At 65.2% G+C, this 24311-nt stretch carries 22 protein-coding genes; 11 read left to right on the top strand and 11 right to left on the bottom strand.

Going from position 1 to position 24311, the window contains the following annotated elements:
- Positions 1 to 49: 49 nt before the first annotated feature.
- Positions 50 to 1522 carry a hypothetical protein gene (locus tag G6G98_RS07055; RefSeq protein WP_164232945.1) on the bottom strand — a complete coding sequence of 491 codons (1473 nt, stop codon included), beginning with the start codon at positions 1520 to 1522 and terminating at the stop codon, positions 50 to 52.
- Positions 1519 to 2304 (bottom strand): glycosyltransferase family 2 protein, encoded by a 786-nt coding sequence (locus G6G98_RS07050; protein WP_164232947.1) that lies wholly within the window; start codon positions 2302 to 2304, stop codon positions 1519 to 1521. Before G6G98_RS07050 ends, G6G98_RS07055 begins: the two co-directional genes overlap by 4 nt.
- A 59-nt stretch (positions 2305 to 2363) precedes the next feature.
- On the opposite strand from G6G98_RS07050, the gene G6G98_RS07045 reads away from it, so the two are divergent.
- Entirely contained in the window at positions 2364 to 2843 is a 480-nt protein-coding gene (locus G6G98_RS07045) for a GtrA family protein (RefSeq protein ID WP_067349358.1), read from the top strand.
- On the opposite strand, the gene G6G98_RS07040 is transcribed toward G6G98_RS07045, so the two are convergent.
- Both G6G98_RS07040 and G6G98_RS07035 read right to left on the bottom strand, forming a co-directional pair.
- On the bottom strand, positions 2834 to 3010 hold the full coding sequence (locus G6G98_RS07040; RefSeq protein ID WP_164232949.1) for a hypothetical protein: 177 nt from the start codon (positions 3008 to 3010) through the stop codon (positions 2834 to 2836). The genes G6G98_RS07045 and G6G98_RS07040 overlap by 10 nt on opposite strands.
- Positions 3011 to 3220: 210 nt before the next feature.
- A complete protein-coding gene (locus G6G98_RS07035) occupies positions 3221 to 4162 on the bottom strand; it encodes a Ppx/GppA phosphatase family protein (protein ID WP_164232951.1) in 942 nt (313 codons plus the stop codon).
- A 50-nt stretch (positions 4163 to 4212) separates the two neighbouring features.
- Here G6G98_RS07035 and G6G98_RS07030 point away from each other — a divergent pair, with 50 nt between their 5' ends.
- The gene (locus tag G6G98_RS07030; RefSeq protein WP_164232953.1) at positions 4213 to 4695 is read left to right on the top strand and encodes a VanZ family protein; all 483 of its coding nucleotides are present in this window, start codon (positions 4213 to 4215) and stop codon (positions 4693 to 4695) included.
- A 3-nt stretch (positions 4696 to 4698) separates the two neighbouring features.
- Here G6G98_RS07030 and G6G98_RS07025 read toward each other — a convergent pair whose 3' ends face one another.
- Together G6G98_RS07025 and G6G98_RS07020 are read right to left on the bottom strand one after the other, a co-directional pair.
- Positions 4699 to 6150, bottom strand: a complete 1452-nt coding sequence (locus G6G98_RS07025) for a polysaccharide biosynthesis tyrosine autokinase (RefSeq protein WP_164232955.1) — start codon at positions 6148 to 6150, stop codon at positions 4699 to 4701.
- A gap of 44 nt (positions 6151 to 6194) precedes the next feature.
- The gene (locus tag G6G98_RS07020) at positions 6195 to 7571 is read right to left on the bottom strand and encodes a polysaccharide biosynthesis tyrosine autokinase (protein ID WP_164232957.1); all 1377 of its coding nucleotides are present in this window, start codon (positions 7569 to 7571) and stop codon (positions 6195 to 6197) included.
- A 74-nt stretch (positions 7572 to 7645) separates the two neighbouring features.
- Between G6G98_RS07020 and G6G98_RS07015 the strand changes: the two genes are divergently transcribed.
- The 7 genes from G6G98_RS07015 to G6G98_RS06985 all read left to right on the top strand — a co-directional run bounded on the left by G6G98_RS07015 (position 7646) and on the right by G6G98_RS06985 (position 15590).
- Positions 7646 to 8806, top strand: a complete 1161-nt coding sequence (locus G6G98_RS07015; protein WP_164232959.1) for a hypothetical protein — start codon at positions 7646 to 7648, stop codon at positions 8804 to 8806.
- A gap of 273 nt (positions 8807 to 9079) precedes the next feature.
- Complete coding sequence (locus G6G98_RS07010) at positions 9080 to 10906, top strand: polysaccharide biosynthesis protein (protein ID WP_243842029.1); 1827 nt, start codon at positions 9080 to 9082, stop codon at positions 10904 to 10906.
- Complete coding sequence (locus G6G98_RS07005; protein WP_208321432.1) at positions 10903 to 12036, top strand: DegT/DnrJ/EryC1/StrS family aminotransferase; 1134 nt, start codon at positions 10903 to 10905, stop codon at positions 12034 to 12036. Before G6G98_RS07010 ends, G6G98_RS07005 begins: the two co-directional genes overlap by 4 nt.
- Positions 12026 to 12658 (top strand): sugar transferase, encoded by a 633-nt coding sequence (locus G6G98_RS07000; protein WP_279587588.1) that lies wholly within the window; start codon positions 12026 to 12028, stop codon positions 12656 to 12658. Before G6G98_RS07005 ends, G6G98_RS07000 begins: the two co-directional genes overlap by 11 nt.
- Positions 12651 to 13295 carry an acetyltransferase gene (locus G6G98_RS06995; protein WP_164232961.1) on the top strand — a complete coding sequence of 215 codons (645 nt, stop codon included), beginning with the start codon at positions 12651 to 12653 and terminating at the stop codon, positions 13293 to 13295. Before G6G98_RS07000 ends, G6G98_RS06995 begins: the two co-directional genes overlap by 8 nt.
- Positions 13292 to 14446 (top strand): glycosyltransferase, encoded by a 1155-nt coding sequence (locus G6G98_RS06990; protein ID WP_164232963.1) that lies wholly within the window; start codon positions 13292 to 13294, stop codon positions 14444 to 14446. The genes G6G98_RS06995 and G6G98_RS06990 overlap by 4 nt, the downstream gene beginning before the upstream one ends.
- Before the next feature lie 28 nt (positions 14447 to 14474).
- Positions 14475 to 15590 (top strand): glycosyltransferase, encoded by a 1116-nt coding sequence (locus tag G6G98_RS06985; protein ID WP_164232965.1) that lies wholly within the window; start codon positions 14475 to 14477, stop codon positions 15588 to 15590.
- Between the two features lie 4 nt (positions 15591 to 15594).
- Here G6G98_RS06985 and G6G98_RS06980 read toward each other — a convergent pair whose 3' ends face one another.
- Genes G6G98_RS06980 through G6G98_RS06970 form a run of 3 tightly spaced genes read right to left on the bottom strand, consistent with a single transcriptional unit; the run spans position 15595 to position 18971 of the window.
- A complete protein-coding gene (locus tag G6G98_RS06980; RefSeq protein ID WP_243842028.1) occupies positions 15595 to 16863 on the bottom strand; it encodes an oligosaccharide flippase family protein in 1269 nt (422 codons plus the stop codon).
- Between the two features lie 12 nt (positions 16864 to 16875).
- Positions 16876 to 17955 carry a polysaccharide pyruvyl transferase family protein gene (locus G6G98_RS06975; protein ID WP_164232969.1) on the bottom strand — a complete coding sequence of 360 codons (1080 nt, stop codon included), beginning with the start codon at positions 17953 to 17955 and terminating at the stop codon, positions 16876 to 16878.
- Positions 17952 to 18971 (bottom strand): glycosyltransferase family 2 protein, encoded by a 1020-nt coding sequence (locus G6G98_RS06970; protein ID WP_279587587.1) that lies wholly within the window; start codon positions 18969 to 18971, stop codon positions 17952 to 17954. Before G6G98_RS06970 ends, G6G98_RS06975 begins: the two co-directional genes overlap by 4 nt.
- A 489-nt stretch (positions 18972 to 19460) precedes the next feature.
- Here G6G98_RS06970 and G6G98_RS06965 point away from each other — a divergent pair, with 489 nt between their 5' ends.
- Positions 19461 to 20384, top strand: a complete 924-nt coding sequence (locus tag G6G98_RS06965; RefSeq protein ID WP_164232974.1) for a nucleotidyltransferase family protein — start codon at positions 19461 to 19463, stop codon at positions 20382 to 20384.
- 16 nt (positions 20385 to 20400) lie between these two features.
- Here the strand turns inward: G6G98_RS06965 and G6G98_RS06960 are convergent, their stop codons facing one another.
- Both G6G98_RS06960 and galE read right to left on the bottom strand, forming a co-directional pair.
- Entirely contained in the window at positions 20401 to 21720 is a 1320-nt protein-coding gene (locus G6G98_RS06960; protein ID WP_164232976.1) for a hypothetical protein, read from the bottom strand.
- 134 nt (positions 21721 to 21854) lie between these two features.
- Positions 21855 to 22871, bottom strand: coding sequence for a UDP-glucose 4-epimerase GalE (gene galE, locus G6G98_RS06955; protein ID WP_164232978.1), 1017 nt, complete (start codon positions 22869 to 22871; stop codon positions 21855 to 21857).
- Positions 22872 to 23051: 180 nt separating this feature from the next.
- Here galE and G6G98_RS06950 point away from each other — a divergent pair, with 180 nt between their 5' ends.
- Positions 23052 to 24227, top strand: coding sequence for a hypothetical protein (locus G6G98_RS06950; RefSeq protein WP_164232980.1), 1176 nt, complete (start codon positions 23052 to 23054; stop codon positions 24225 to 24227).
- Positions 24228 to 24311 lie beyond the last annotated feature (84 nt).

Below are 24311 nucleotides of genomic sequence, written 5' to 3'. Positions count from 1 at the left end.
GATCAGCGCCGGCCGGTTCTTCGTGTCAGGCCGGACGCAGGGCCCGCCGCTAGGGCGCCGTGCAGATGCGGAACGTGCCGCTGTCGACGAGCGTCTCCGTCGTGCAGGGGAGGCCGGTGAGACGCGGAACGCCGTCCATGGCCGGTGCATCGAACAGGCCGACGTGGGCTCCGGTCATGACGATCGGGGCGACGGCCGCGCCCCATGGCTCCGCGGCGAGCCACTCGATGTCGTTCTCGGCGACCCAGTCGGTGATGGCTTCGATCTCCGCGCGCTGGCGCTCGAGGAGCCAGATGTCCGAGCTGGAGAGCGAGGCGATGTGGAGCGCTGCTCCCGCGGCGACGATGAAGGCCAGGGCGGATGCGGCGACGGTCCCGCCGATCCGCGCGGTGCTTCCGACCCGCACGGCGTCGCCGTGCGGTCGCATCCGCATCACCGACCACAGTGCGACGGCCGCGATGATCGGGAAGAAGGCGAAGACCCCGGGGGCTGGATGCCGAACCCACAGGGGGAGGCGCGATGCCGTGGCCCACCAGCCGACGAAGGCCAGCGCGCCGACGAGAGCGGCGAGGCCGTAGGCGATCACCAGCCTGTCTTCCTTCGCGGCCGATCGAGCCGACATGATGAGTCCGGCTGCAGCGAGTCCGAGGGTCAGGATCGCGCAGGCGATCGCCACTCCCGCGGGGAGCGACCAGGAATCGGCGAGGGTGCCGAGCTTCTGCGTGATGCTCGTCGCGGCGTCGCCCTGACCGCCGCTGCGCACGAAGCCGGCGAGTGCACGCAGGTGCTGAACGTATCCGGAGGGGCCGAGGGTAAGCAGCGCCGCCACTTCCAGCAGCAGCGTGGGCACTCCGGCGAGGAGCAGCGGCAGCCAGGAGCGGCGGAGCGCGGCCCCTGCGCGAGCCCAGCCGGTTCCATCGGTGAGCACCCATATCGCGACGGCGAAGGCCGGGAGGGCGAGCAGCGCGATGAGCTTCGCCTGGAGCGCGAGTCCGACGAGCAGGCCGGCGAGCCAGGCCCGGCGGGGGAGGACGACGAGGGCCCACACGATCAGGGCAGCGGCCGGGATCTCCCCGAGGAGGTCTGCCGGCCCCTGGATCGGAGAGAAACCGGCGCTGGTCGTGAACGCGAGCGGGACGGCGACGGCGAGCAGGGCCGCCCAGCGTCCCCCGATGCGGTGGCCGAGCACCGCCGATCCGGCAAGGAGCAGGATCCAGTAGGCGAGCGGCACGAGCCGCGCCGCGATGACGGGATCGATGCCGGTCGCCAGCAGCGCCGCCACCGGCAGCAGCACGACGGGACCAGTGGAGATCCGAGGATCGAAGGGCGTGATCATCGAGCCGGATAGGGCGCCGTCGCTGGAATAGCCGAGACCGGCGAGGAGATTCCTGGGCACGGTGAGGTTGAACGCCTCGTCCTCCCAGAAGCGCCAGATCACGAGGCTGTGCCAGGCGAGGATCGCATGCCCCACGAGCAGGGCGGCCGCAATCGCCCAGAACAGGATCGTGCGGGCGCGGGTCATGAGGCGGCGGCCTCCGGAAGGCGGATGCTGCGCAGCGGCGCGGACGGGCGCAGGGAGAGGCTCCAGGCTTCGCGGAGAGCGGATGCGACGAACTGGCGGAGGCGCTTCGGGGGGAGGCGCACGGCGGCGGCGCGGCCCCACATCGTGCCCTGAGCGGATGCTCCGCGCCGAGGGATGCTGGCCACGCGGACGTAGCGGACCCGGAAGCCGGAGCGCGCCTCTGCCAGCGAGAAGTGCACGTGCGGCACGGACGCGTCGGCGGGCAGCGCGTCGACGAGGGCGCGGATCGCCGAGGGACGGTACGCCCGCAGCGGAGTGTTCACGTCGGGGACGCGGCGTCCGGCGGCCGAGGCGATCAGCAGGCCGACAGCGGCGGTGAGGACCTTGCGGTACCACGGGTCGGTGCGGCCGTCGCGGATGCCGTGCACGACGTCGGCCTGCTCGCGGACGAGGGCGTTGATGAGCCGGGGGAAGTCGGCGCCGTGGAACTGCCCGTCGCCGTCGACGTGGACGAGCACGTCGGGCTCGGCCGCGAGTCCGAGGCGATAGGCGGCCAGAGCGGTCGGTCCGTGGCCGCGGTTCTCCGGCTGCACCTCGACCGTCACATCCGCGACGTCGTCGAACACGGTGGGGGTCGCATCCGTCGACCGGTCGTCGGCGATGTGGAAGGTGACCTCGTCCGCGAGCGGGGCCACGGCCTCCCGGATCTCGTCGATGAAGCCGCGGATGCCCTCAGCCTCGTTGAAAGCCGGCATGACGATGGCGAGGCGATGGAGGGTCACGTGGTTCCTAGACGGTGGTGGAAAGCGCCGGTGTGCGCACGAAGTAGCCTAGTAGAGCCATGGATATCCGTTCTCGACTGCGCCGACTCGCCGGTGTCGGCAGCCGCTTCCTCATCGTCGGCGCGGTCAGCACCCTCATCGAGGTGGGCGTCTTCAACCTGCTGGTCTATGCGTGGGGTGTCGACGTGATCGCGGCGAAGGTGATCGCGTCGCTGGTGGCGCTGGTGAACGCGTACATCGGCAACAGGGAGTGGACCTTCCGTCACCGCGACCGCCGCGGCCGTGTGAACGAGCTCGTGCTGTTCCTGCTCACCAACGCCGCGTGCACCGGGCTCGGCGCGCTCCTGGTGTGGCTGGGCGTCGAAGCGGCGGAGGCCGCGCTCGGGCGCACGCCCGGTCCATTCATCGTGAACTTCGTGAACCTCGTCAGCATCGTCGTCGTCGTGCTCGTGCGGTTCGTGCTGTACCACAAGCTCGTCTTCCGGGTCTCGCCGAAGGCCGAGCCCGCGGCTGAACCCGGCGAGCTCGATCAGCGATAGATCAGGAACGCCCAGAGCAGGAAGCAGACGCTCGCCGTGACGAGCACGACGATCCCGATGCTCTTGAGAGCGTCCAGCTTCCGATTCGGGGCGCGGTAGTAGCGATTCATCTGGCGGCGGTGGCGCCGACTGGTGCGGTGCCGGCCTGGCTGTCGTTGGGTGGTCATGGGCCCGGAGCCTCGGTTGCGCGTGCGTATGCCATCGGATCCCTCAATCCCTCAAGGCGTGCGGCCCGCCGTTCCCTCGAGGGCGTGCCGCGCGGAGCATCGCTCCGTACAAGAGTGATACCGCGCTCCACGGAGGCGTGGGCACAGCCACGGCCCGCAATTCCGGAATGACGGAATGGGATGGTTCTTCGACTTGAATGAAGAGCGGGCTCAGCCGCGCTCGCTCCAGGCGAGCTGCTCGATGTAGCGCAGCAGCACGCCCTCGCGCAGCGCCCACGGCGACACCTCGAGCTCGTCGACCTTGAGCAGCGTCATCGCCGCGTGCAGCGAGACGGCTGCCGCCACGATCTGGAACGTGCGGTCCGGGGTGATCCCTGGCAGCTCCTGGCGGGCGGAGGCGGGGAGCCGCGCCAGCCGGGGGATCCATGAACCCAGGGCGGCCCGGGGCAGCAGCATCCGCTCGTCTCCCGACCAGCCGGGCACCGGATAGCCGACGAGGCGCGCGAGCGACCTTATGGCCTTCGAGGATCCGACCACGTGATCGGGGCGCGGGAGCGCCGTGAACTGGGGGAGCACCTCCTGCAGGGTCGTGGTCGCGTGCTCGCGCAGCCGCTCCACGTCGTCCTCGCCCGGCGGGTCGTTCGGCAGGAACTGGATCGTCATTCGTCCGGCGCCCAGTGGGACGGATGCCGCGGCATCGGGAACCTCCTCCGCGCCGGCCGCGATCTCCAGCGAGCCGCCGCCGATGTCGAGCAGCAGCAGCTGGCCTGCCGACCAGCCGAACCAGCGTCGCACCGCGAGGAAGGTGAGCTCCGCCTCGGTCTCGCCGTCCAGCACCTGCAGCGGCTGCCCGAGGGCGGCCTCGATGCGGGCGATCACCTCGGCGCCGTTGCGGGCCTCGCGCACCGCGCTCGTCGCGGTCGCGAGCAGCGCGTCGACCTTCTCGGACTCGGCGACCTCGCGGGCGCGGGCGACCGCCGTCTCGAGGGCGACCACGCCGGCCTCGGAGATCGAGCCGTCGTCGGTGAGGTAGCGCATGAGACGCAGGATCGACCGGTCGCTCGTCGCCGCCAGCGGCCTCCCGCCGGGGTGGACGTCAGCGGCCAGCATGTGGACGGTGTTGGAACCGATGTCGAGAACTCCGAGGCGCACCGTATGAGACTATTCCTCCTGGGGGAGCACTGGGGGAAGGAGAGGCCGTGATGGAGATTCCGCCGCGCCCTGCGCCGCCGGCCGTTCCCGCCTCGGCTCGCGTGCCGTGGTGGCGTCACATGACGCCCTGGGCGATCGTCTACGGCCTCGTCGTCGCGTACATCGTGTTCTGGCCGACGCCCTCGGACTTCGGGCTCTCGCCGTGGCTGCGACGGATCGCCGCGATCGTGCCGGCCCTGACGCCCATGCGCGTGGAGTTCGCCGCGAACATCCTGCTCTTCGTGCCGCTGGGCATCGGCCTCGCGATCCTGCTTCCCCGGCATCGGTATCTCGTGCTGCCGCTCGGATTCCTCGCGACTCTCACGATCGAGAGCCTGCAGGGGCTGCTGCTCTCCGGCCGCGGCGCCACTGTGATCGACCTGATCGCGAACACGGCAGGGGCCTGCGTGGGGCTCGTCGCCGTCGCCGCCTTCGAGGGGCTGATGAGGCACCGCACGGGACCTCCGCTCGCCAGCCCGCCTGCGAGCCCCTGAGTGTCAGGCGCCGGCCTTCGCGCGGGCGCGCCGCTTCGGCTTCGGCTTGGTCTTCGCCGGGCTCAGCTCGGTCGGCGCCTGCTCGAAGTCGTGCGTGGAGCCGTACGTGTATGCGCCGTAGCCGTAGCTGTCCGGCCCCTTGGTCGGAAGCATCGTCACGACGACGCCGAGCAGGTCGACGCCGGCGGTCTCGAGCGTGCGGACGGTGCCGCTGAGCTCCTGCTTCTTCGTCTTGCCGGAGGCGGCGGCGAGGATCACTCCGCGAGACTTCTTGCCGATCACGGCGGCGTCGGTGACGAGCAGCAGCGGCGGCGCGTCGATGAGCACGTAGTCGAAGTACTCGCCGAGGGGCTTGAGCACCTGATCCATCGCCGCCGAGCCGAGAAGCTCGGACGGGTTCGGCGGGATGCGGCCGCTGGCGAGCACGTAGAGGTCGTTCTGGCCCCACTTCTGCAGGGCGTCGGGGGTGTCCACCCGCCCGATGAGCACGTCGGTGAGTCCGACACCGCCCTCGATGCCCAGGTAGTCGGCGATACGGGGCAGGCGGAGGTCTCCGTCGATGAGGCAGACCCGGGCTCCGGTCTCGGCGAGCGCGATCGCGAGGTTCGCCGTCGTGGTGGACTTGCCCTCGCCGGGGCCCGAGCTGGAGACCACGAAGATCCGCGGGCCCGACGTCACGTCGAGGAACTGCAGGTTGGTGCGCAGGGTGCGGAAGGACTCGGCGCGGGGGCTGCGCGGGTCGTCGTGGACGATGAGCGGGCGCTTGGTCGCGTTCGGGTCGAAGGCGATGCCGCCGAGCATCGGCCGGTCGGTGATGTGCTCGATGTCGTGCAGGGTGTGGATGCGGGTGTCGAGCACCGTGCGCAGAAGTGCGATGCCGATGCCTGCGGCCAGGCCCAGGACGCCGCCGAGGATGATGAGCATCCGGACGTTCGGACTGGTCGGCGCCGTCGGTTCGGCGGCGGGCTCGGTGATTGTGATCTGCACGGGGCTGGTCGCCCCCTCGGCCGCGGGCTGCTCGAGCGTGCCCTGGACGGCGGCGGAGAAGCTCTGGGCGACCGCGTCGGCGATCTTCGCCGCCCGCTCGGGGTCGGTGTCCGTCACGTCGATGTCGATGAGCACGGTGTTCAGCGGCGTGGTCGCGGAGATCCGGGAGGCGAGCGCGCCCACCGAGGTGTCGAGGTTCAGCTCCTCGATGACGGGCTCGAGCACGAGTGCGGTGCCCACGACGTCGACGTAGCTGGTCACCATCTGGCGTGCGAAGGTGGTGCCCTGCACGAGATCGCCGGTCGCGGCTCCCTCGGTGCGCACCGAGACGTAGAGCTGCGTGGACGCCACGTACTTGGGCTCCTGGAGCAGGGCGTAGGCGGTGCCGCCGCCCAGCCCGAGCAGGAGGAGCACCAGGATGAGGATCCAGTTCTTATGCAGGATGCGCACGTAGTCGCGAAGTTCCACGAGATTCTTTCGTCCAGTTGTCGGAGGGCGCTGTCCCCGTGCGCTCAGACCTTGGCCCGCTGCGCCCCATACGCATACGTGCCGTATGCAGTTCTGTCCGCTCCTGTCGTGGGGAGCATGGTGACCACACTACCGAGAACACGCGAATCGGCGGCTTCGATCCGCGTCACGGCGTCTGCGAGGCGGGGTTTCGTGGTCGTGCCGGCGGCCGCCACGAGGATCGTCCCGGTGGCGAAGCGCGATACGACGGCAGCATCCGTCACCAGCAGCGTCGGAGGCGAGTCGATGATGACGACGTCGAACACGGAGGTGAGCTCATCGACGAGGTGCGACATCGCGGGGGAGCCGAGGAGCTCGGCGGGGTTGGGCGGGATCGTGCCGGCCGGGAGCACGAAGAGCGCCCCGCGGCCCCAGCGCTGGATGACGTCTCCGACGGCGACCCGTCCGGCGAGCACATCGCTCAGGCCGATGCCTCCTTCGATGCCGAACCGCTCCGCGACGCGCGGGAGGCGCATGTCGGCGTCGACGAGCGCGACCCGCTGTCCCGTCTCGGCGAACGCGATGGCGAGGTTGGATGCGGTGGTGGTCTTGCCTTCGCCGGGGCCGGAGCTCGTCACGACGAACACTCCCGGCTCGCCGCGGGGGAAGAGGAAGCGCACATTGGTCCGGAGGGTGCGGTAGGCCTCGGCGATCGGATCCTGCGGGTCCGAGGCGACGACGAGCGGGCGGGTCATCGACTTCGGGTCGAAGGCGATGCCACCGAGCACGGGAGCGCTGATCGTCGTCTCGAGGTCGCCGAGCGCGTGGATGCGGGTGTCGAGCACGGTGCGCAGGAGTGCGATGCCGATCCCGGCGGCCAGGCCCAGCACGGCCCCGAGGACGAGCGACATGCTGACGTTCGGCGCCGATGGGATCAGCGGCACCTGGGCGGACTGCAGGGAGATCACGCGGATGCGGTGGGTGGCATCCGCCGTGCCGTTCTCGAGGCTCTCCGTCACCAGGGTCGAGAAGCTGTCGCCGATCGCGTTGGCGATGCGCGCCGCCTGGCCGGGGTTGGGGTGGCGGACCGTGATCGTGATGATCGTGCTGCGGAGCCCGGCGGATGCCGTCACCCGGTCGGCGAGCGCCGCCGGCGTGGTCGACAGCCCGAGGTCGTCGATCACCGGCTGCAGCACGGCCGAGCTCGTGATGATCGTCCGGTACGTCTCGACGACCTGCTGGGCGTAGCTCGTCCCCTGGGCGAGTTCCACCGGCGTGGCGGCTTCGCCGGCGGAGACCGAGATCATCAGATCCGTGGACGCATCGAAGCGCTGCGGCGTCAGCATCGCGACCAGGGCACCGCAGGAGATGCCCACGAGCAGGCCTGCGATGATGACCGTCAGGTTGCGTCGCAGAACCCGCACGAGGTCGATTAGATCCATGGATGCTCCAGCCGGCGACAGGTATGTTCGTCTGTGAAACACTATCCGCACTCTCGCCAGCGCCCGGAAGCCTCATGACCTCTTTCGCACACCTCTTCCCGAGCGGACCCCGCGCGCAGGAGGAATCGGGGGTCTTCGACGACCATCACACCGTGCGCCGCCTGCGGGAGATGATCGGCGATCCGCGTGACGAGATCGACATGGCATCTCCCCGCTCCGGCGCGCGGCTGGCGCAGCTCGTCGCCGAAGCGAAGGCGGACCCGGCCCCCGCGCTCGCCTGGGAGCCGGCCGCCGCGGGGAAGCGGCCCCGTCGTCGCATGGACGTGCTCTCCGCGGCCGCGGCATCCCTCGCGATCGCGGCACTGGCCGTCGCCGGCATCGTCGCCGGCGTGCAGACCGCGAACGCCGACCCGGCCGGCGATGCGATGCAGTCGCTCCGCGCCGACGAGGAGTCGATCCGGAGCGCCGAGAGCGCGCTCGCCGCGACGCACGAGCGCCTCAGAACCGGCCTGGAGACAGGAGCAGCGGATGCGGCGACACTGCGAACCGCCGTCGACGCGGCCCGTGAAGCGCCGGCGCCGTGGCTGGGCTGGAACGAGACGGCGGACGTGCTTGACCCCGCCGTGGCCGACGAGATCCTCGCCGAGATCGACAGGTACACCGCGGCGCTGCAGTCGGTCGTCCTGGCGGATCTGCCGGCGCCCTACGAACAGCGCGATCTCGACGCCGACTCGCTCGAGGAGGTCGGGTCCGCGATCGGCGCAGCGCAGGAGCATCTCGATGTGCTCGACGCGACGACCGAGGCGCTGAGGGAGATCAGGGCCGGCGTCGACTCGATCGACACCGCGCATGCCGCGGCACTGGAGGCCCTGTCCGCGCGGTTCGCCGAGAGCGGTGCCGCTCTGGTCGAGGAGTACGAGAATGCGGACATCGAGCTTCAGGAGGCCGTGACGGCGGCGGCCGCGGCGGTCGGGACGTCGAAGCTTCAAGGGCAGGCGGGCGCTGCGGCTGTGACCGCGTACCGTGACGCGGTCGTGGCGCTGATGGCGGATGAGCCCGTCGAAGAGGAGCGCCCGCGGACGAGCAACCCCGGAGCGGACACGGAGACCACCGAGCCGGGCACGACCGACCCCGGCACGACAGACCCTGGGACCACGGATCCCGGAGCGACGCCCCCGCCGGAGCCGACGGATCCCATCGTGATCCCGCCGGTCGAGGGCGGCACGGAACCCTGATCACTGCGGCGCGAGCCCGGCCGGTCGCGGACCGGGCGTGCCCCACCGGTCGTTGAGCGAGCGAAGCGAGACGAAACGAAACCCCGCCGGTCGTTGAGCGAGCGAAGCGAGACGAAACGAACAGCCTTCTTTCCCTTCCTCTGTCGAATCGACGAACAATTTCTTCCAGCAACTGTGGAATCATGGGTGACAGTGCTTGGGGGAGCGCAGAGAAAGTGGATGCAGGTGGGGGACGAGATCATTGAGGCGTCGTTGACAACCGGAGGAGTGCCCGTGGTGCGGTCGACCACGGAGGCGCAGAAGCGTCGTCGCGCATTCGCGGCCGCCGTCGACGGCGCAGCCTGGACGTTCGGCATCGTGCTCGCAGTCGCCTTGCGCTTCGAGTTCATGATGGGCCCACGTGGCTGGATCGCCACGATCCTGCTCGGCCTGATCGCCGCCGGCATCCACATCGGGGCGGGTTACTACCTCGCGCTCTACCGCGGTCGCTTCACGTACGGCTCCTTCGAAGAGGTGCGCGTGCTCGGGCTCCTCGTGCTCGTTGAGACGATCCTGATCGCGCTGTTCATCATCCCGCTCGGTCCGCTGATCGGGGTCCCGCGTGGAACGTCGCTCCTCGCCGCGCCGATCGTACTCCTGCTCATGTTCGGCGTGCGCTACCTGGCGCGCCTCACGATCGAGCGTGCCCGCAAGCCCGGGGCGGATGCCGAGCCGGCCATCGTCGTCGGCGCCGGCTACATCGCCGACCGCCTACTGCACCACGTGAACACCGATCCGACGGCGACTTTCCGGCCGGTGGCGCTTCTCGACGACGACCCCGCGAAAGCCAACCTGCTTCTGCGCGGTGTCCCCGTGATTGGCCGAATCGATGACGTCAAGGAAGCGGCTGAGCGCACCGGGGCGACCATGCTCATCGTCGCGATCGGCCAGGCCGACAGCTCTCTGCTGCGCAAGCTCAGCGATCTCGGCGAGAAGGCCGGCCTCCGCGTCGCCGTCACCCCGACCCTCGCCGACCTGCAGTCGGGCGCCGAGTCGCCCTCCGACGTGCGCGACATCAGCATCGAGGACCTCATCGGCCGCAACCCGGTCGACACGAACGTCGAGCAGATCGCCGGTTACATCACCGGCAAGCGGGTGCTCGTCACCGGGGCCGGCGGATCGATCGGATCCGAGCTGTGCCGCCAGCTCGCGAAGTTCGGTCCGAGCGAGCTGATCATGCTCGACCGCGACGAGACCGGGCTGCAGATGGCTCAGTTGGGTACCGCAGGCCACGGCCTCCTCGACACGAACGACGTGGTGCTCGCGGACATCCGCGATCCCGAGCTCATGAACGCCCTGTTCGAGGAGCGTCGCCCCGAGGTCGTCTTCCATGCCGCTGCGCTGAAGCATCTGCCGATGCTCGAGCAGTACCCCGACGAGGCGTGGAAGACGAACGTGCTCGGGTCGCTCAACGTCATCCAGGCCGCCCGTCGGGTCGGCGTGACGACGTTCGTCAACATCTCCACCGACAAGGCGGCGAACCCGACGAGCGTGCTCGGCCACTCCAAGCGCGTCGCCGAGAAGCTCACGGCCTGGGCCGGCGAGGAGACCTCGATGCGCTACCTCTCGGTGCGCTTCGGCAACGTGATCGGCAGCCGCGGCTCGATGCTCCCGACGTTCCAGCGACTGATCGCCGAGGGGAAGCCGATCACGGTCACCCATCCGGAGGCCACCCGCTACTTCATGACCATCCCCGAGGCGTGTCAGCTGGTCATCCAGGCTGGAGGTATCGGCCGGGCGGGGGAGGTGCTCATCCTCGACATGGGCGAGCCGGTGTCGATCCTCGAGGTCGCGAAGCGCATGATCGCGATGTCGGGCAAGAACATCGAGATCGTGTTCACCGGGCTCCGCCCCGGAGAGAAGCTGCACGAGGAGCTCGTGGGTCACCGCGAGAACCTCGAGCGGCCCTTCCACCCGAAGGTGTCGCACGCCCGCGCCGATGTGATCAGCCCCGAGCGCCTCGACAAGGCCGGCTGGGAGGCGCGGATGAAGGCGAACCCGCGCAACAACGACACGGCGATCATCGAACCGATCAACCTGGAGAAGGCTCAGCACTCGTGAACGACCGCATCTACATGTCGTCGCCCGACGTCACCCAGCTCGAGGAGGATGCGGTCGTTGCCGCGATGCGCTCCGGCTGGATCGCCCCGCTCGGCCCTGACGTCGACGCGTTCGAAAGAGAGCTCGCGGAGCGGGTCGGCGTCGCGCACGGGGTCGCCCTGAGCTCGGGCACGGCGGCATTGCACCTCGGCCTCATCACGCTCGGAGTGAAACCGGGCGACATCGTCGTGACCTCGACCATGACCTTCGCCGCCACGACGAACGCGATCGTCTACACCGGCGCCGAGCCCTACTTCGTCGATGCCGACGCGGCGACGGGCAACATGAGCCCGAGGCTTCTCCGCCGCGCTCTCGAGCGGCTCCGGGATGCCGGCGAGCATGTCGCCGCGATCGTGCCCGTGGACCTTCTCGGCAAGGCCGTGGACTACACCGAGATCCTCGCGACCGCCGACGAGTTCGGTGTGCCGGTGCTGGCGGACGCCGCCGAGTCGCTCGGAGCCGTGCACCAGGGCAAAGCGGCCGGTTCTTTCGGGCGCGCCTCGATCGTCTCCTTCAACGGGAACAAGATCATGACGACCTCCGGTGGCGGGATGCTGCTCACCGACGACGCCGAGTTCGCTCAGCATGTGCGCTACCTCGCGACCCAGGCCCGTCAGCCTGTCGTTCACTACGAGCACACCGACGTGGGCTACAACTACCGGATGAGCAACCTCCTCGCGGCGCTCGGACGCGCCCAGCTCTCCCGCCTCGACGACATGATTTCGAAGCGCCGTGAGATGCGAGAAGAGTACAAGAGCCTCTTCGCCGATGTGGCGGGGGTCGAGGTGTTCGGTGCCGAGGGCGACGAAGACGACAACGTGTGGCTGACCTCGATCGTCGTGGATACGGATGCCGCCGGCTGGACGCCCGACGAGCTCACCGCCGTGCTCTCCGCACAGAACATCGAGAGCCGTCCGCTGTGGAAGCCGATGCACCGCCAGCCCGTCTTCGCGGGCTACCGCGGTGAGATCGACGGCACCTCCGAGGCGCTGTTCGAGCGAGGGCTGACGCTTCCCAGCGGATCCGCCCTGAGCGTCGATCAGCGTGAGCGGGTGCTCGGCGCGATCCGCGGCTTCTTTGGTGGTCGGTGAAGTGCCGCACCGTCTCCACCGGTACGACAGGCTGAAACGCATCCTCGACATCGGAGGCGCCGCGATCAGTCTGCTCGTACTGTCGCCCGTGATCGCCGTCACCGCTACACTCGTCGCGTCGAAGCTCGGTCGGCCCGTGATATTTGCCCAGGCGCGCCCAGGCCTCAACGGCCAGATCTTCACGCTCTACAAGTTTCGCTCGATGCGTAACGTCGATGTAGCGAAGGGATGGGTGACGGACGAGCAACGCCTCACTTCGTTCGGTGAAACGCTCCGCGCGACGAGCCTCGACGAGCTACCGTCTCTGTGGAACGTACTGCGCGGTGACATGAGCTTCGTCGGACCGCGTCCGTTGCTCGTGGAGTACCTTGAGCGGTATACCCCGGAACAGGCTCGGCGGCACGAGGTCCGCCCCGGTATCACGGGACTCGCGCAGGCCAGCGGGCGCAACACTCTGACTTGGGAACGCAAGTTCGCTTTGGACGTCGAATACGTGGATCGACGGAGTCTGAGCGTCGACCTTCGCATCCTCGTCGCAACGGCGCGCTCGGTGCTGGCGCGTGAGGGGATCACCGCTGAGGGGCACGTCACCATGAGCAAATTCGGAGACGAGCGTGGCTGAAGACATCGTGGTCATCGGGGCGGGAGGCTTCGGCCGTGAGACGCTCGATGTGATCGAGGCGATCAACGCCGCTGCAGACGAGCCGGTGTGGCGTGTAGTCGGGGTGGTAGATGACGGTCCAGCAGACGTGCAGATGGAGCGACTGGCTGCGAGAGGATACACGCACCTCGGATCGCTGGCGGAGGCCGCAGACGCGCTGACGGCTTCGTGGTCGATCGTCGCCATCGGCGCATCGCGGATCCGAGCGAGGATCGCAGCTCAGATAGACGACCTCGGGGGACGAGTTGCGACGTTGGTGCACCCTCGTGCTGTCGTGGGCTCGCACCTGCGAATCGGTGAAGGGTCGGTGGTTTGCGGGGGGGTCCAGCTGTCGACGAACGTCGATCTTGGGTGTCACGTGCATGTGAACCCCGGTGCGATCATCGGCCATGACTCGATGCTCGAGGATTTCGTGTCGGTGAACCCCGGCGCAGTGATCTCAGGCGACGTACGTGTGGGTGAAGGCTCGCTCGTAGGAGCCGGAGCCGTCGTACTTCAGGGACTTGCTGTGGGGGAGTATGCGATTGTGGGGGCTGCGGCGTGCGTGACGCGTCCGGTAGCGGATGGTGTCACAGTGATAGGCGTGCCCGCGCGATGACCGGGAAGCAGCGTCTATGCGTAATGGTGACGAGTCCGATCACGGCTACGACTTTCCTCAAAGGGTACTTGCGCTTTCTCCAGGATGACGCGTGGGAAGTCAACCTGATCTGTGCCGACGGGAAGGGGCTCCGACAGTTTGCTGAGCGAGAAGGTGTGAACTTCAGGCCTCTTGTGATGAGGCGTGACCCGTCGCCGTGGAGCGACATTCGATCTGTGATACAGGCATACCGTCTCCTGCGAAGAATCCAGCCCGACGTTCTCGTATATGCCACACCGAAAGCGAGTCTGGTGGGTGCGCTCGCTGGGGCGCTAGCCCGTGTGCCGATCAGGGTGTACGAACTTTGGGGGCTACGGCTCGAAACGTCCGTCGGTCTAGCGCAGAGAGTCTTTCGGGTACTTGAGACGCTGACGGCTCGGCTGTCGACGTTGGTGATCGCCAACAGCCGCAGTTTGGCCGAGCGAGCGATTCAACTTGGCGTCAACGGTGGCCGAGACATCGTGGTGCTCGGGCACGGATCGTCCCACGGTGTGGATGCTTCGTTCTTCTCGCCGCTTGCAGCGATGCCTGACCCCGATCTAGAGACGCAGACAGCGGTTGTCAAGAGCGGGACTCCGGTGGTCGGCTTCATCGGACGACTCCACCCGGACAAAGGCATCGACACGCTCGCCGAAGCTTTGGGTATTTGTGTCTCGCGCGGACTCAAGTTTCAGCTCTTGGTGGTCGGCGGGGACGAGGGAGCCGGCCTTTCGCAACTACTCGAACCAGTGCGCGCCGAGATACCTGTGCACGTCGTTGGTCACACCCCTGATCCCCGGCCCTACCTCCGGATGATGGATTTGTTGGTATTGCCCAGCAAGAGAGAAGGATTTCCGAACGTGGTGCTCGAGGCAGCCTCCATGAAAGTGCCCGCCGTGGTCTCCGACGCCACTGGGTGCGTTGATTCGGTCGTGGCGGACGAAACCGGAATGATCGAGCCGGTGGGCGACGCGAATAGCTTTGCCGCCGCGATCACAAGATTGGTTGAGGATGGCCGTCTGCGGGCGCAGATGGGAGCAGCTGCCCGCCAGCGGGCTGTTGCTCACTTCGCTCCATCCGACGTGTGGGCTCTGCACTCCGCGCGTTGGAGGTCGACGGGACTGGCGCAGTGAACGCTCATCGCTGCGTGAGGGACTGCAAGTGATCGTCGAGGTCATCCGTGGACTCAATATGGGTGGGGCGGAGACACTCCTCTTCACAAGACTCCGATATCTCAAGGCCAATAGACCCGAGCAATTCAAACGAACAATAGTCGTGAACACGCTCGGCACGTCGTCGTACTACACAGAAGCACTCCACGAACTTGGGGTCCCTTTGATCACGTTGCCGTCCGCCAACCCGATCGTCGGGGCGATCGAGCTCCGTCGATTTCTCAGATCGACGAACAACGTGTCAGCGATCGTGTTTCATTCGCCAGTAACCTCCTACTTCGAGAAGTTGCTGAGATTCGTGCGCTCCCGCCCGGCTCAGCCGCGAATCATCGACGTGGTCCACAGCACCCGCTATCGGTCGATCTATCGGGCTCTCGGAGCTCTTCTAGACCGCAAGGCAGATGTTGCTCTTGCGGTGAGCGACGACGTTGCAGCAGCCTCAACGACCGCTCACTTCCGGCAGGTAACAACTCTTTTCGCTGGTGTCGATGTCGACCGAATGCGAACGTGGGTGGGGGACAACGCGGGAGCGCCGTCTGACCTTCGACGGGATGAAGGAATCCCCGCCGAGTACCGCTTGATGGTGGCGGTGGGAAGTCTGATTCCGCTCAAGGGTCACCGCTACCTCATAGAGTCGCTCGCGGATTCGCGCCTCGAAAAGGTTGCGCTCGTGCTCGTGGGTGACGGGCCCGAACGATCGTCCTTACAGTCACTGGCCAAAGCTCTCGGCGTGTGCGACCGAGTCAGGTTCGCGGGTCGAGTTCCCGACGGTTGGCGCTGGACTGCCGTCGCCGATCTGATCGCGCACCCAAGTGAGTACGAAGGGCTACCGGTCGCTCTCATGGAGGCCGCGGTGTTGGGCACGCCGATCGTGGCCACGAATGTCGGCGGCATCAGTCAGGTGTTGCAGAAGGGCGCAGATGGCGTTCTCATTGAGCGCCAAGATCCCGAGTTACTGGCCGATGCGATTTCCGATGTGCTTGCACGGACCCCCGAGATCAGCTCCATGTTTGTGAACCGTGCGCGGTCAGATTCATTTTGGTCCATGCGGCGATACGTTGATGAGTTCTATTCCGTTGTCGGATCGGTTGCGGACTCGCGCTAGACCGTCACCTGGAACCGGGTGCGCTGTCCGCTTGTCTGGAAACCACTAAGCCGAGCACCCAGCTCATTACATCAGCTACAGCAAGGGCTGTGTACAACGCCAGGAGGCTGGGGACTAGGCCCAGTCCCATGGCCAACGTGAGTGCAATCGCCGCCAGCAGCAGCAGGACACGTGTCGACTCAACGAGTGTGAGCACTCTGGCACGACCAAGCACTCGGAAGGCGCTCCTGACGGGGTTGGCAAGCATCCGGGTCGCAGCCACGACGGCCATTGTCTGAGCGATCACGGCGGCAGTGTGCCAACCGTCGCCTAGAAAGACCGGAAACGCTACAGGGGCGAGGATATATAGCCCTAGGAGGGCGAGTATCGCCGGCGTAGTGAGCCAGAGCGATGTCTTGAGGTAGACCCGTGCTTTGTGCGTGGTGTCGTTGCGCAGTGCCTGCGAGAGTTCTCCCGTGAACACCGAACTGGCAGCCATCCCGATGAGCGCCAGTGGAACCGCGACGAGTCGTTCGGCCATCCCAACCTGACCGCCCTCGGCTACTCCGAAGTAGAAGATGACGAAGAGTAGGGGAGTCTGTTGCGCGAGCAAGGTCAAGGCCGTCATGGGCGCGAATACCAACGGGAATCGCCAGTACTCGGCAACGGCGTTGAGGCATTCCCGTAAGCTGACACGTCGGGTGTACTGGCGCCCGTAGGGAGCCAAGAGCACTGCTCCGAGTGTTGTCCCGATCAGCGCGCCGGTGACGAGTCCGCTGAACCCGGCGGAGCGTGCGAGACCGCCGAACGATAGTTGGGCTGTCGTGATGGCGATTGATTGAGCAGTGTTCCGATTCCCGATGCTGCCGTATCGGCCATTGCGCACCGCGAGCTGGGTGAGAACCGTGGCTAGTCCCGTCACAATGAGGAGGCCGGGCACTGCTAGCGCAAGAAACGGGCGCAACTCAGGATCGATCGTCGATGGAGTGGGCCCCCACGCGACCACGCACGAGAGCATCACCGCAACAACAACGAGCACCGCTATGCCGGCGAAGGCGATCGGGGCGACCTCGCGGTCCTGGCGAGGTTGTAGCACGGCTTGATCAAAGCCGAGCAGGGCGACAGGCGTCAAGATCGCGACGATAGAGAGAGTAAAGGTCAATACACCGAACTGATCTGAATCGTAAATGCGCGACAAGAATGGGAGCGCGAAAAAGGTGAGTACCTGGCCAACCGCGGTCCCCGCCAGGATCTGGGCGAAGCCGCGGCGAGGCGAATGACGATCTGAGTCCATACTGTAGGCGCCCTAGTTCGCGCTGGAGTGAATCGACCGTGATCCAGAGATCTCCTGTCGGAACTCGTTGAAGTCAAACTGAATAGTGCGATAAGCGTGCTTGGACTCCGGGGCCATCACTCGGTGAATTGCCTCGAGCAGGGTCCTGTCCTCCGTGTCGGCGATGAGGGAGATGTAGGGGCATCGCCCAGCAATCCAATCGTGATAAGTACCCGTGACCTTGTGGTTGGTGTTCGGCAGTACTACGCACGGAGTGCCCGTCACGGCGGCGAAGATCATTCCATGGAGCCTGTCGGTGACAACCAGGGAAACACTCCGGTACAGATCAAGGGTGGACAAGGGTAGCCTGTACGAGTCTGCTTGATCGACTTCTTCGTTCGGTACACCGTGATCGCGGTCAATAATGGTTCCGTGGCTCTCCGCGACGCGGCGAATACGCTCGTGATCCGCAGGCGTGAGGGCTCGTTCTGTGTCTGTACGAAGCGCCAGCAGGACGCCCTCCCGGCTCTTCTCGGGGAGCGACTGGTAGTCCGTGATCAACGAGAGCACGATGTCTGGTGCGAAACCGACGTGCCCTGGAAAGAAGTCCTTCATCGTCGAGTAGCTGGTCGTCTCGCGTGCGAACAGCGTCAACCAACCAGCGCTCTTTGAAAGAGCCCGAGCCTCCCGGCGTGCACTCAGTTCGCGCTCGGGACGGTCCATGTAGATGATCGACTGCGGGAACGAGATGATTCTTTGGCCGCGCAGGTACTGCGCAACAAATTCGCGCCCGAGTTGTGCACGAGGATAGAGGTCACCCATGCTTCCGCCACCGACGAGGAAGACGACGTCACGAGGACTCAACTGACGTCGGAGGCTTCGCAATACACGATAAGTGTTACGAATGGGAACGCTCTGCACGCTGAACTGCGGAGCGTTGAGTTGGAGGAACCGCTCCTGGGCGTAGCCGATAGCCAGGTCGCCTATGTTCCCGTAGTCAGGGACCAGCATAATAACAGCATTTGGCCGCGACGGGTCCAACTTGATACCGCCGCCTGAAGCCGCCGTCATGAACCTCTGATAGGCGCGAGCGAGCAACATCTTTACCCTCATCGAGGCTCCTTCTGGAGTTTTTGGCGAGTCATTTGGCTTAACCGGACACGAAGCAATCCGAGAGCGCGAACAGCCTTGGGGCCTGCGAATGCAGCGAGGGCGAAGCCTCTTGCATCCATCCGGTTGCGAGCGTCCAGGAGAACCTCTCGGCGATACTCACGCAAAGGGGAAACAACTTCTGGAGCAACGGCTGATGCAGCGGCAAAGGAAGGAAGCTCTGAAATGTAGAAGACGCTCTCCATGAATGCGCGGGCTCGTGCGGCGCTCACCACCCGTTCCCCCAAAGGGGCAACTGCCGCGATCGCCTCAGACGCGAACCTTATGGCATCCATGCGTCGGTGTATCTGTTTCTGGGCAGTGATACTCGTTGGTCGCTGGATATAGAAATACGTCGCGTCATGGGTCAACGCGACGAGATTCGCGCGCCCAAAGATCCGATACGTGACGGGAAGATCCTCATAAAGCGCGCCCTCGGGGTATCGGATTCCGTCGAAGAGTTCGGCGCGGTAGAGCTTCGCCCAAGCGCTATTAGTCACGCCACGCTGGTGGAAGAGGCGGGTGAGCGCGGTTTCTCGATCAAGCAGTTCGGTAGCTTCGCCGGATGTCCTACCGACGCTGGGGTAGTCCGGTGTTGGGTCGACAGCGACGAAATCGGCAACTGCGACATCTACGCCCGGGCTTTCGAATGCGGCGACGAGCCTCGCGACGTGGTCGTGCGACACGACATCGTCTCCGTCGACGCAGAGTAGGAACGGGCTATTCGCGGCGTCGATCCCCGAGTTCCTTGCCGCCGAAAGTCCGCCGTTAGGTCGATGAATGACTCGAACTCTGCGGTCATGCTCTGCGAACCGGTCACACATTTCGCCACTGGCGTCTGTCGAGCCATCGTCCACGAGGATCACCTCGAGGTTTGAGTGAGTCTGCGCGAGTATGCTCTCTACACAAGGCCGGAGGTACTCGGCCACGTTGTACACCGGGACGATGACGCCGACGCGTGGAACCTCCTGTGTTGGCATACTCGTGGCTTCCCATCTCGCGGCAATTAGCAGTACTTCCGCGGGACGACGGTCGGAGAGCTGCTCGGTTCTAACGATTCTAACTGGCCCCCTGTCCGGCGAAGGAGCGGTTGTTGAACTGCGCAGAGGAAGCCCGCCCCTATCGAGTCGGGTAGCGGCGCTGGCGAGCAAAGGGTGCGCGACTCGCTGTGGGGCCCACAGCATTCGGGGATGACGAAGCTCGTGGTGGCGCGCTTCCCACGAACAACTTACGTACGCCGTGTAGTGAGTCGTCGACGGTCATCTCCGTGGATCTGTGGCCCTCCCTCTCCGCGCTATCCTCGAGATGGTCAGCGATGAACACAGTGCGGCCTACAATGCGGACTCGTGCGATAGCCGCTCCGCTTGCCGGTAAGAAGCGGTTAGACATGCGAGAAGCCATCTCAAGAGCGGTGGCGGCGACCACGGAGCGGCTGTGAAGAACAATGACGCGAAGGGGGCTAGGCGAGCATGATCGGTGAGACCAACACCCGTGCCTTGACTCTTGAAGACAGCGCGATACTTGCCCACGCCCTGACGGGGTGGATAGCTTCGTCTGCCGGGGTGCGCGCGCTTGCGATTAAGGGCCCCGTTGCCGAGCACTACCAGCTCAGAGATCCCTGGGTGTCAGCTGACGCGGACATCCTTGTTGAACCGTCTCGTTTTCAGGTGTTCTGTCGAGAACTGGAGGCCCGCGGATGGCGGCAACGCGTAGCCCGCCCCACGCCGTCGATCCTTGAGTCGCATTCGACGACCTATATTCACCCGGATTGGCCGTGTGATATCGACGTACACAACTCGTTTCCTGGATTCTTCGAGGATCCGAGCGTTGTGTTCGACGAACTCTGGTGTAAACGAGGAACTATGGTCGTGGCCAACGTCGCTATCACGATTCCCTCACGTCCAGCATCGGCTGCGATCGGAGCGTTGCACGCGCTGAGGAATCTGAGTGTTCCGCGGCATCAGCGCGAACTGGCCTTCGTGACTCGAGCGATCGTTGAAGCGTTCACGGACGGCGAGCGCAGTGAGTTTCTCGAGCTCGCTCGTCGTGGAAGGTCGCTGTGGGTTCTCACAGACATCATCGAGATCATCGCCCCCGGCGGCACGAGGGTCGACGTGACGCCCGAACAGATGCGCGTCTGGGTCACCAACCTCAAGTATGGGGCGGACGGATCAGCCGTAGGTTGGTTGATGGCCGCAAGCGTCGGGTCTCTTCGACAACGAGTGGCGACCTTGGCGGCCGCAATCTGGGTGCCCAGAGACCAGATCCCCCGTAACGATCCAGCGGTCGTGCCGACGCGTCGCGACGCATGGGCACACCAGTTAATTCGGTGGCGCCGCGGTGCACGGGCGCTTGGCAGGTACCTGGCCGGACAAGCCAGACGTGGGAGTTAGAACCCTCCGCCGAGAATTAGGACACGACCGTCCGCGATGCAGTGATGCTTCGACTCCTTCGCGCTGACCGGAGATTCTCTCGACGATTGCGCCAGAGTGTGTACCCAAGTGCGGCAATGGGGATGAGTGCCATCAGCGGCATGAGCCGCATTCTCACGACTAGCCCGTAGTTTCCAGCTGTGATCGAAAGGATCGCGACGAGAGTCAGCGAGATCGTGATCATCACGACGACGGATCGCGGGAATCTCCGGGAGGCGGGTTTCCCGATGGCGCGCGCGTTGCGGACCGTGGCGATGGCGAGCACAGCACCGACAACGCAGAACAACCAGAACAGGTTCGAGATGATAGCGAGCAGAATCGCCCCGCTGCCATTGAACTCATGCGGGAAGGGTCCGAACGCGGCCCTCGGAAGGTTGAACAGGATGATGTCGACGATGCTGCCCGCCTGATACGCGGTGTCGCCGCCCTCGAAAGCGCTCGAAGCATCGGAGAGTGCCTGGTTGCGGAGGGCGATGCTCTCCACGCTCAGATCGGCGGTGCTGTCAACGTAAGTCCAAGTGAGCGTAAAGATTCCAAGGAAGACGGGAGCGACGATCATGACCCGCGCAATCGAAGATCTGAACTTCGTCGCGTAGACGACCACCCCACTCAGTAGGAGGCCGGCGACAACGCCCATCGCTACTTGTGCCCTCACGGAGAGCATGATCGTCGCCGCAAGCGCCACGAGCACCAGCGGCCCGAATCGCGGCTTCGCGAGAAACTTTAGGAAGCCCAGGATCATGATCCCCACGAGGAACATGCAAATGATCTCACGCAGCATTCGGGGTGCCCAGATCGCAGTCGCCGGGCAGAGCGCGGAGAAATAGCACGAGAACAGAATCGCTCTGTTCGCCGAGCGCTCAGGAAGTTGTAGCTCTTCTGTGGCCGTTGCGGTTAGTGCCCCGACAACCGGCACGAGCAGCACGAAGAGCAACATGCCCAAGGCGATCGGGACAAGCGGCGCTGGTTCCGTCGCGGCATACAGGGGGCCGATGATCCATGGATACCCCTCCTTGCCACCGTGGAGGCCTGTGGGGAGTTGATCGTGACCGAGCAAGTAGTCGGCGACCGCGATCGATTGCTCGTGCCATGTCACCTCGTCGGAAACGAGATAGGGGTCTACCGTGAGGCGATAGAAGAGCGCACCGACACTGGTGGCAACGGCAACGAGCATAGGACCGAACACGGATACCTCTCGGGGGATGCTGCGGCGAATCGCGCCTGCCGCGAGCAACGTCCCGAATCCGAGGAGTGTGATCACTGTGATCGAGGGGAATGAGAACGCGTTCTCGATCACTGGTTCTCTCACGGATTTCCTCTGGATAGGTCTCGAGCGTTTCCTCCGAGCGTAGTCGGCACCCGCGCCCCTCGTCGCCAATCGTGTGGCGCACCGTGACGCGCCGATGCCCCCCGTTCGGTCGATTCACTGGTTTAGGTTCTCCTAAAACCCTCCGGGTTCTTCGACTGCCAGTTCCAGGCATCGCGACACGCATCCTCGAGTTCGAGGCGAGTACGCCATCCGAGTTCCGAGTTTGCACGCGCAGGGTTTGCAATCGACGTTGCGACATCACCGGGACGCTCCGGCGCGAGTTCATATGGCACTGGCCGTCCGGCAGCCTTCTCGAATGCCTTGACGACCTCGAGGACGCTGTAGCCGATGCCGGAGCCGAGGTTGTACAAAGACAGGCCGGGCGCGGCGTTGAGAAGGGCCGCAACATGTCCAGCGGCGAGGTCGACGACGTGAATGTAGTCACGAACACCAGTGCCGTCGACCGTGTCGTAGTTCGCACCGAACACACGTAGCCTCTCCCGTCGGCCAGCTGCGACCTGCGCCACATACGGCATCAAGTTGTTCGGGATGCCTGCGGGATCCTCGCCGAGGAGTCCAGACGGGTGGGCGCCAACTGGGTTGAAGTAACGAAGTAGAGTGGCAGAGAGCTCGGGCCATGCTGACTGCACGTCCCGGATGATTTGCTCGTTCATCGCTTTGGTCCACCCGTATGGGTTCGTGATGCCTACCCCGACAGGATGCGTTTCGTCTATGGGGTTGGTCTGGGGCGACCCGTAAACAGTTGCAGATGAGCTGAACACAAGTTGCGTCACATGCCTGGAGCGCATCACATCCAGCACATTAAGTGTGGTATCGAGGTTCGTTCGGTAGTAGGCGAGGGGCTGCTGTACTGATTCAGCTACAGCCTTGAGACCCGCAAAGTGGACCACCGCCTCAAAGTCGCTTCTCTCGAGAGCAGCGGTCGCTTCGGACTTGTCAGCTAGATCCGCCTTGATGAACTGAACGGCGACCCCCGTGATCTTCTCTACCCGGCGCAGTGATTCAGAGTTCGAGTTTGAGAGGTCGTCGACCACGACGACATCGTGCCCGGCCTCGATCAATGAGACCGCGGTGTGGGAGCCGATGAAGCCGGCACCGCCGGTGAGAAGTACGCGCACACTGAGACCCTATCGAGATGGTGGCGTCCTCGTGGCCAATGGAGCGGGCGGACCGCGGCGGCAGGCTTGAGCGTGTGTCTCGATAGACTAGGGATATGTCCGAGCGGATTCTGGCGAGCGGTGGTAGCGCGATCCAGGTCGATGCCGCGGGACAGAAGCTTAGGGCTCGGGTTCGCGTTCATGATGAGTGATCCCTCCAGTGAGGCGCCGCCGGACGCGCATGATCCTTCTCGTCGGAGCTATTGGCAATTGCAAGCTGCGGCGTTGGCGGATACGCGGGGTCGCGTCGTGGCGATGGTCGCTCTCGATGGCTCTGAGCAACGCGATGTAGTTGAGTATTTTGCAGATCGCTATTGCTACGTGATCGATGAAGCCGTTGGCCTGGATCTGCACGGACGTGTTGTCAATTGCCGAACATCGAGATCGGGCACGACAGATTCTGTTCCTGGAACCTCAGCCTGTACTCCGGCAGGAGATCAGGCTGTCGGCCGTCGCTTACCAACGTGGTTGGCCAAGATCGTTGTGCTCGACTGTGACTCTGAATCTCCAGCTCTTCCCACAGTCGAGCACCTCAGTCTTGAATCAGCGCTCCAAGCTCTGGTGCCGATGAGTCGCGGGTTACGCAAACTACAGGCTCCGTTGCGGACTATCGAAGCAGTTCTGGCCGCCACGGGAGGTGCGGTTCGGATCCGCTATCGTCACCCCTCAACTCTCTCATCATCGCTGGCGGATTTCCTCGAGTTCGAGCCACCGTCACGCCCGGCGCGGGTACGTTCGGAATCGGCTTTTGGGGTGGTCGATCTGCAGGCATCTCGAGGAGATCGCTTCTTTAGATCTGCCGTGCTCGATGCGCTCTCCTTGGAGTTCGATAAGACCGCGGTGCTGTTCGCCGGCACAGCAAGCGATGAGTTACGGGTCTTAGACAAGATTGAAAGCGACGTTTGGAGAGCTGCATCGGGATCACCACGCGAAGCCCTAGAAGCAGCTTGGAATATGGGTGGCTCGCAAGACGACCGAAAGCGCACGGGTGGCCTAAGCGAGGTATTGCGCGGCATGGTTTCTGGTGGCTTACTGAGCAACGATCCCGCCTGGAGGATAGGCGACGCCGTCGCGTGGACATACTCTCGCGATCGAGTAACGGTGCTCAACCTTGAGGCATCGTCGCCTCAGCCGATCGTGCTTGAAGGGTCAGCGATCATCATCTGGTCGATCATTGCTGGGAACGGCTCGATTCTGCAACCGCGACTGATCGAAGAGTGCGCAACCAGCGTCGGCCTAGACGCTTCAGTGGTCACTGGTGATGTTGTCAGGGTGCTGCATGAGTTGCACAGTCGTGGAGTGCTCGTCCCATGCTGACGGAGCAAGCAGATGCCGCTGATCTGCGGTTGCGACGCGGCGCGGACATAGCCCGTCGCGCGAACGGTTCACGAGACCGGTCGC

Origin of the sequence: Microbacterium hydrocarbonoxydans, from assembly GCF_011752045.1 — a bacterium.
Classification (GTDB): Bacteria; Actinomycetota; Actinomycetes; order Actinomycetales; family Microbacteriaceae; genus Microbacterium.
This window is presented reverse-complemented; position numbering and strand designations above follow the sequence as displayed.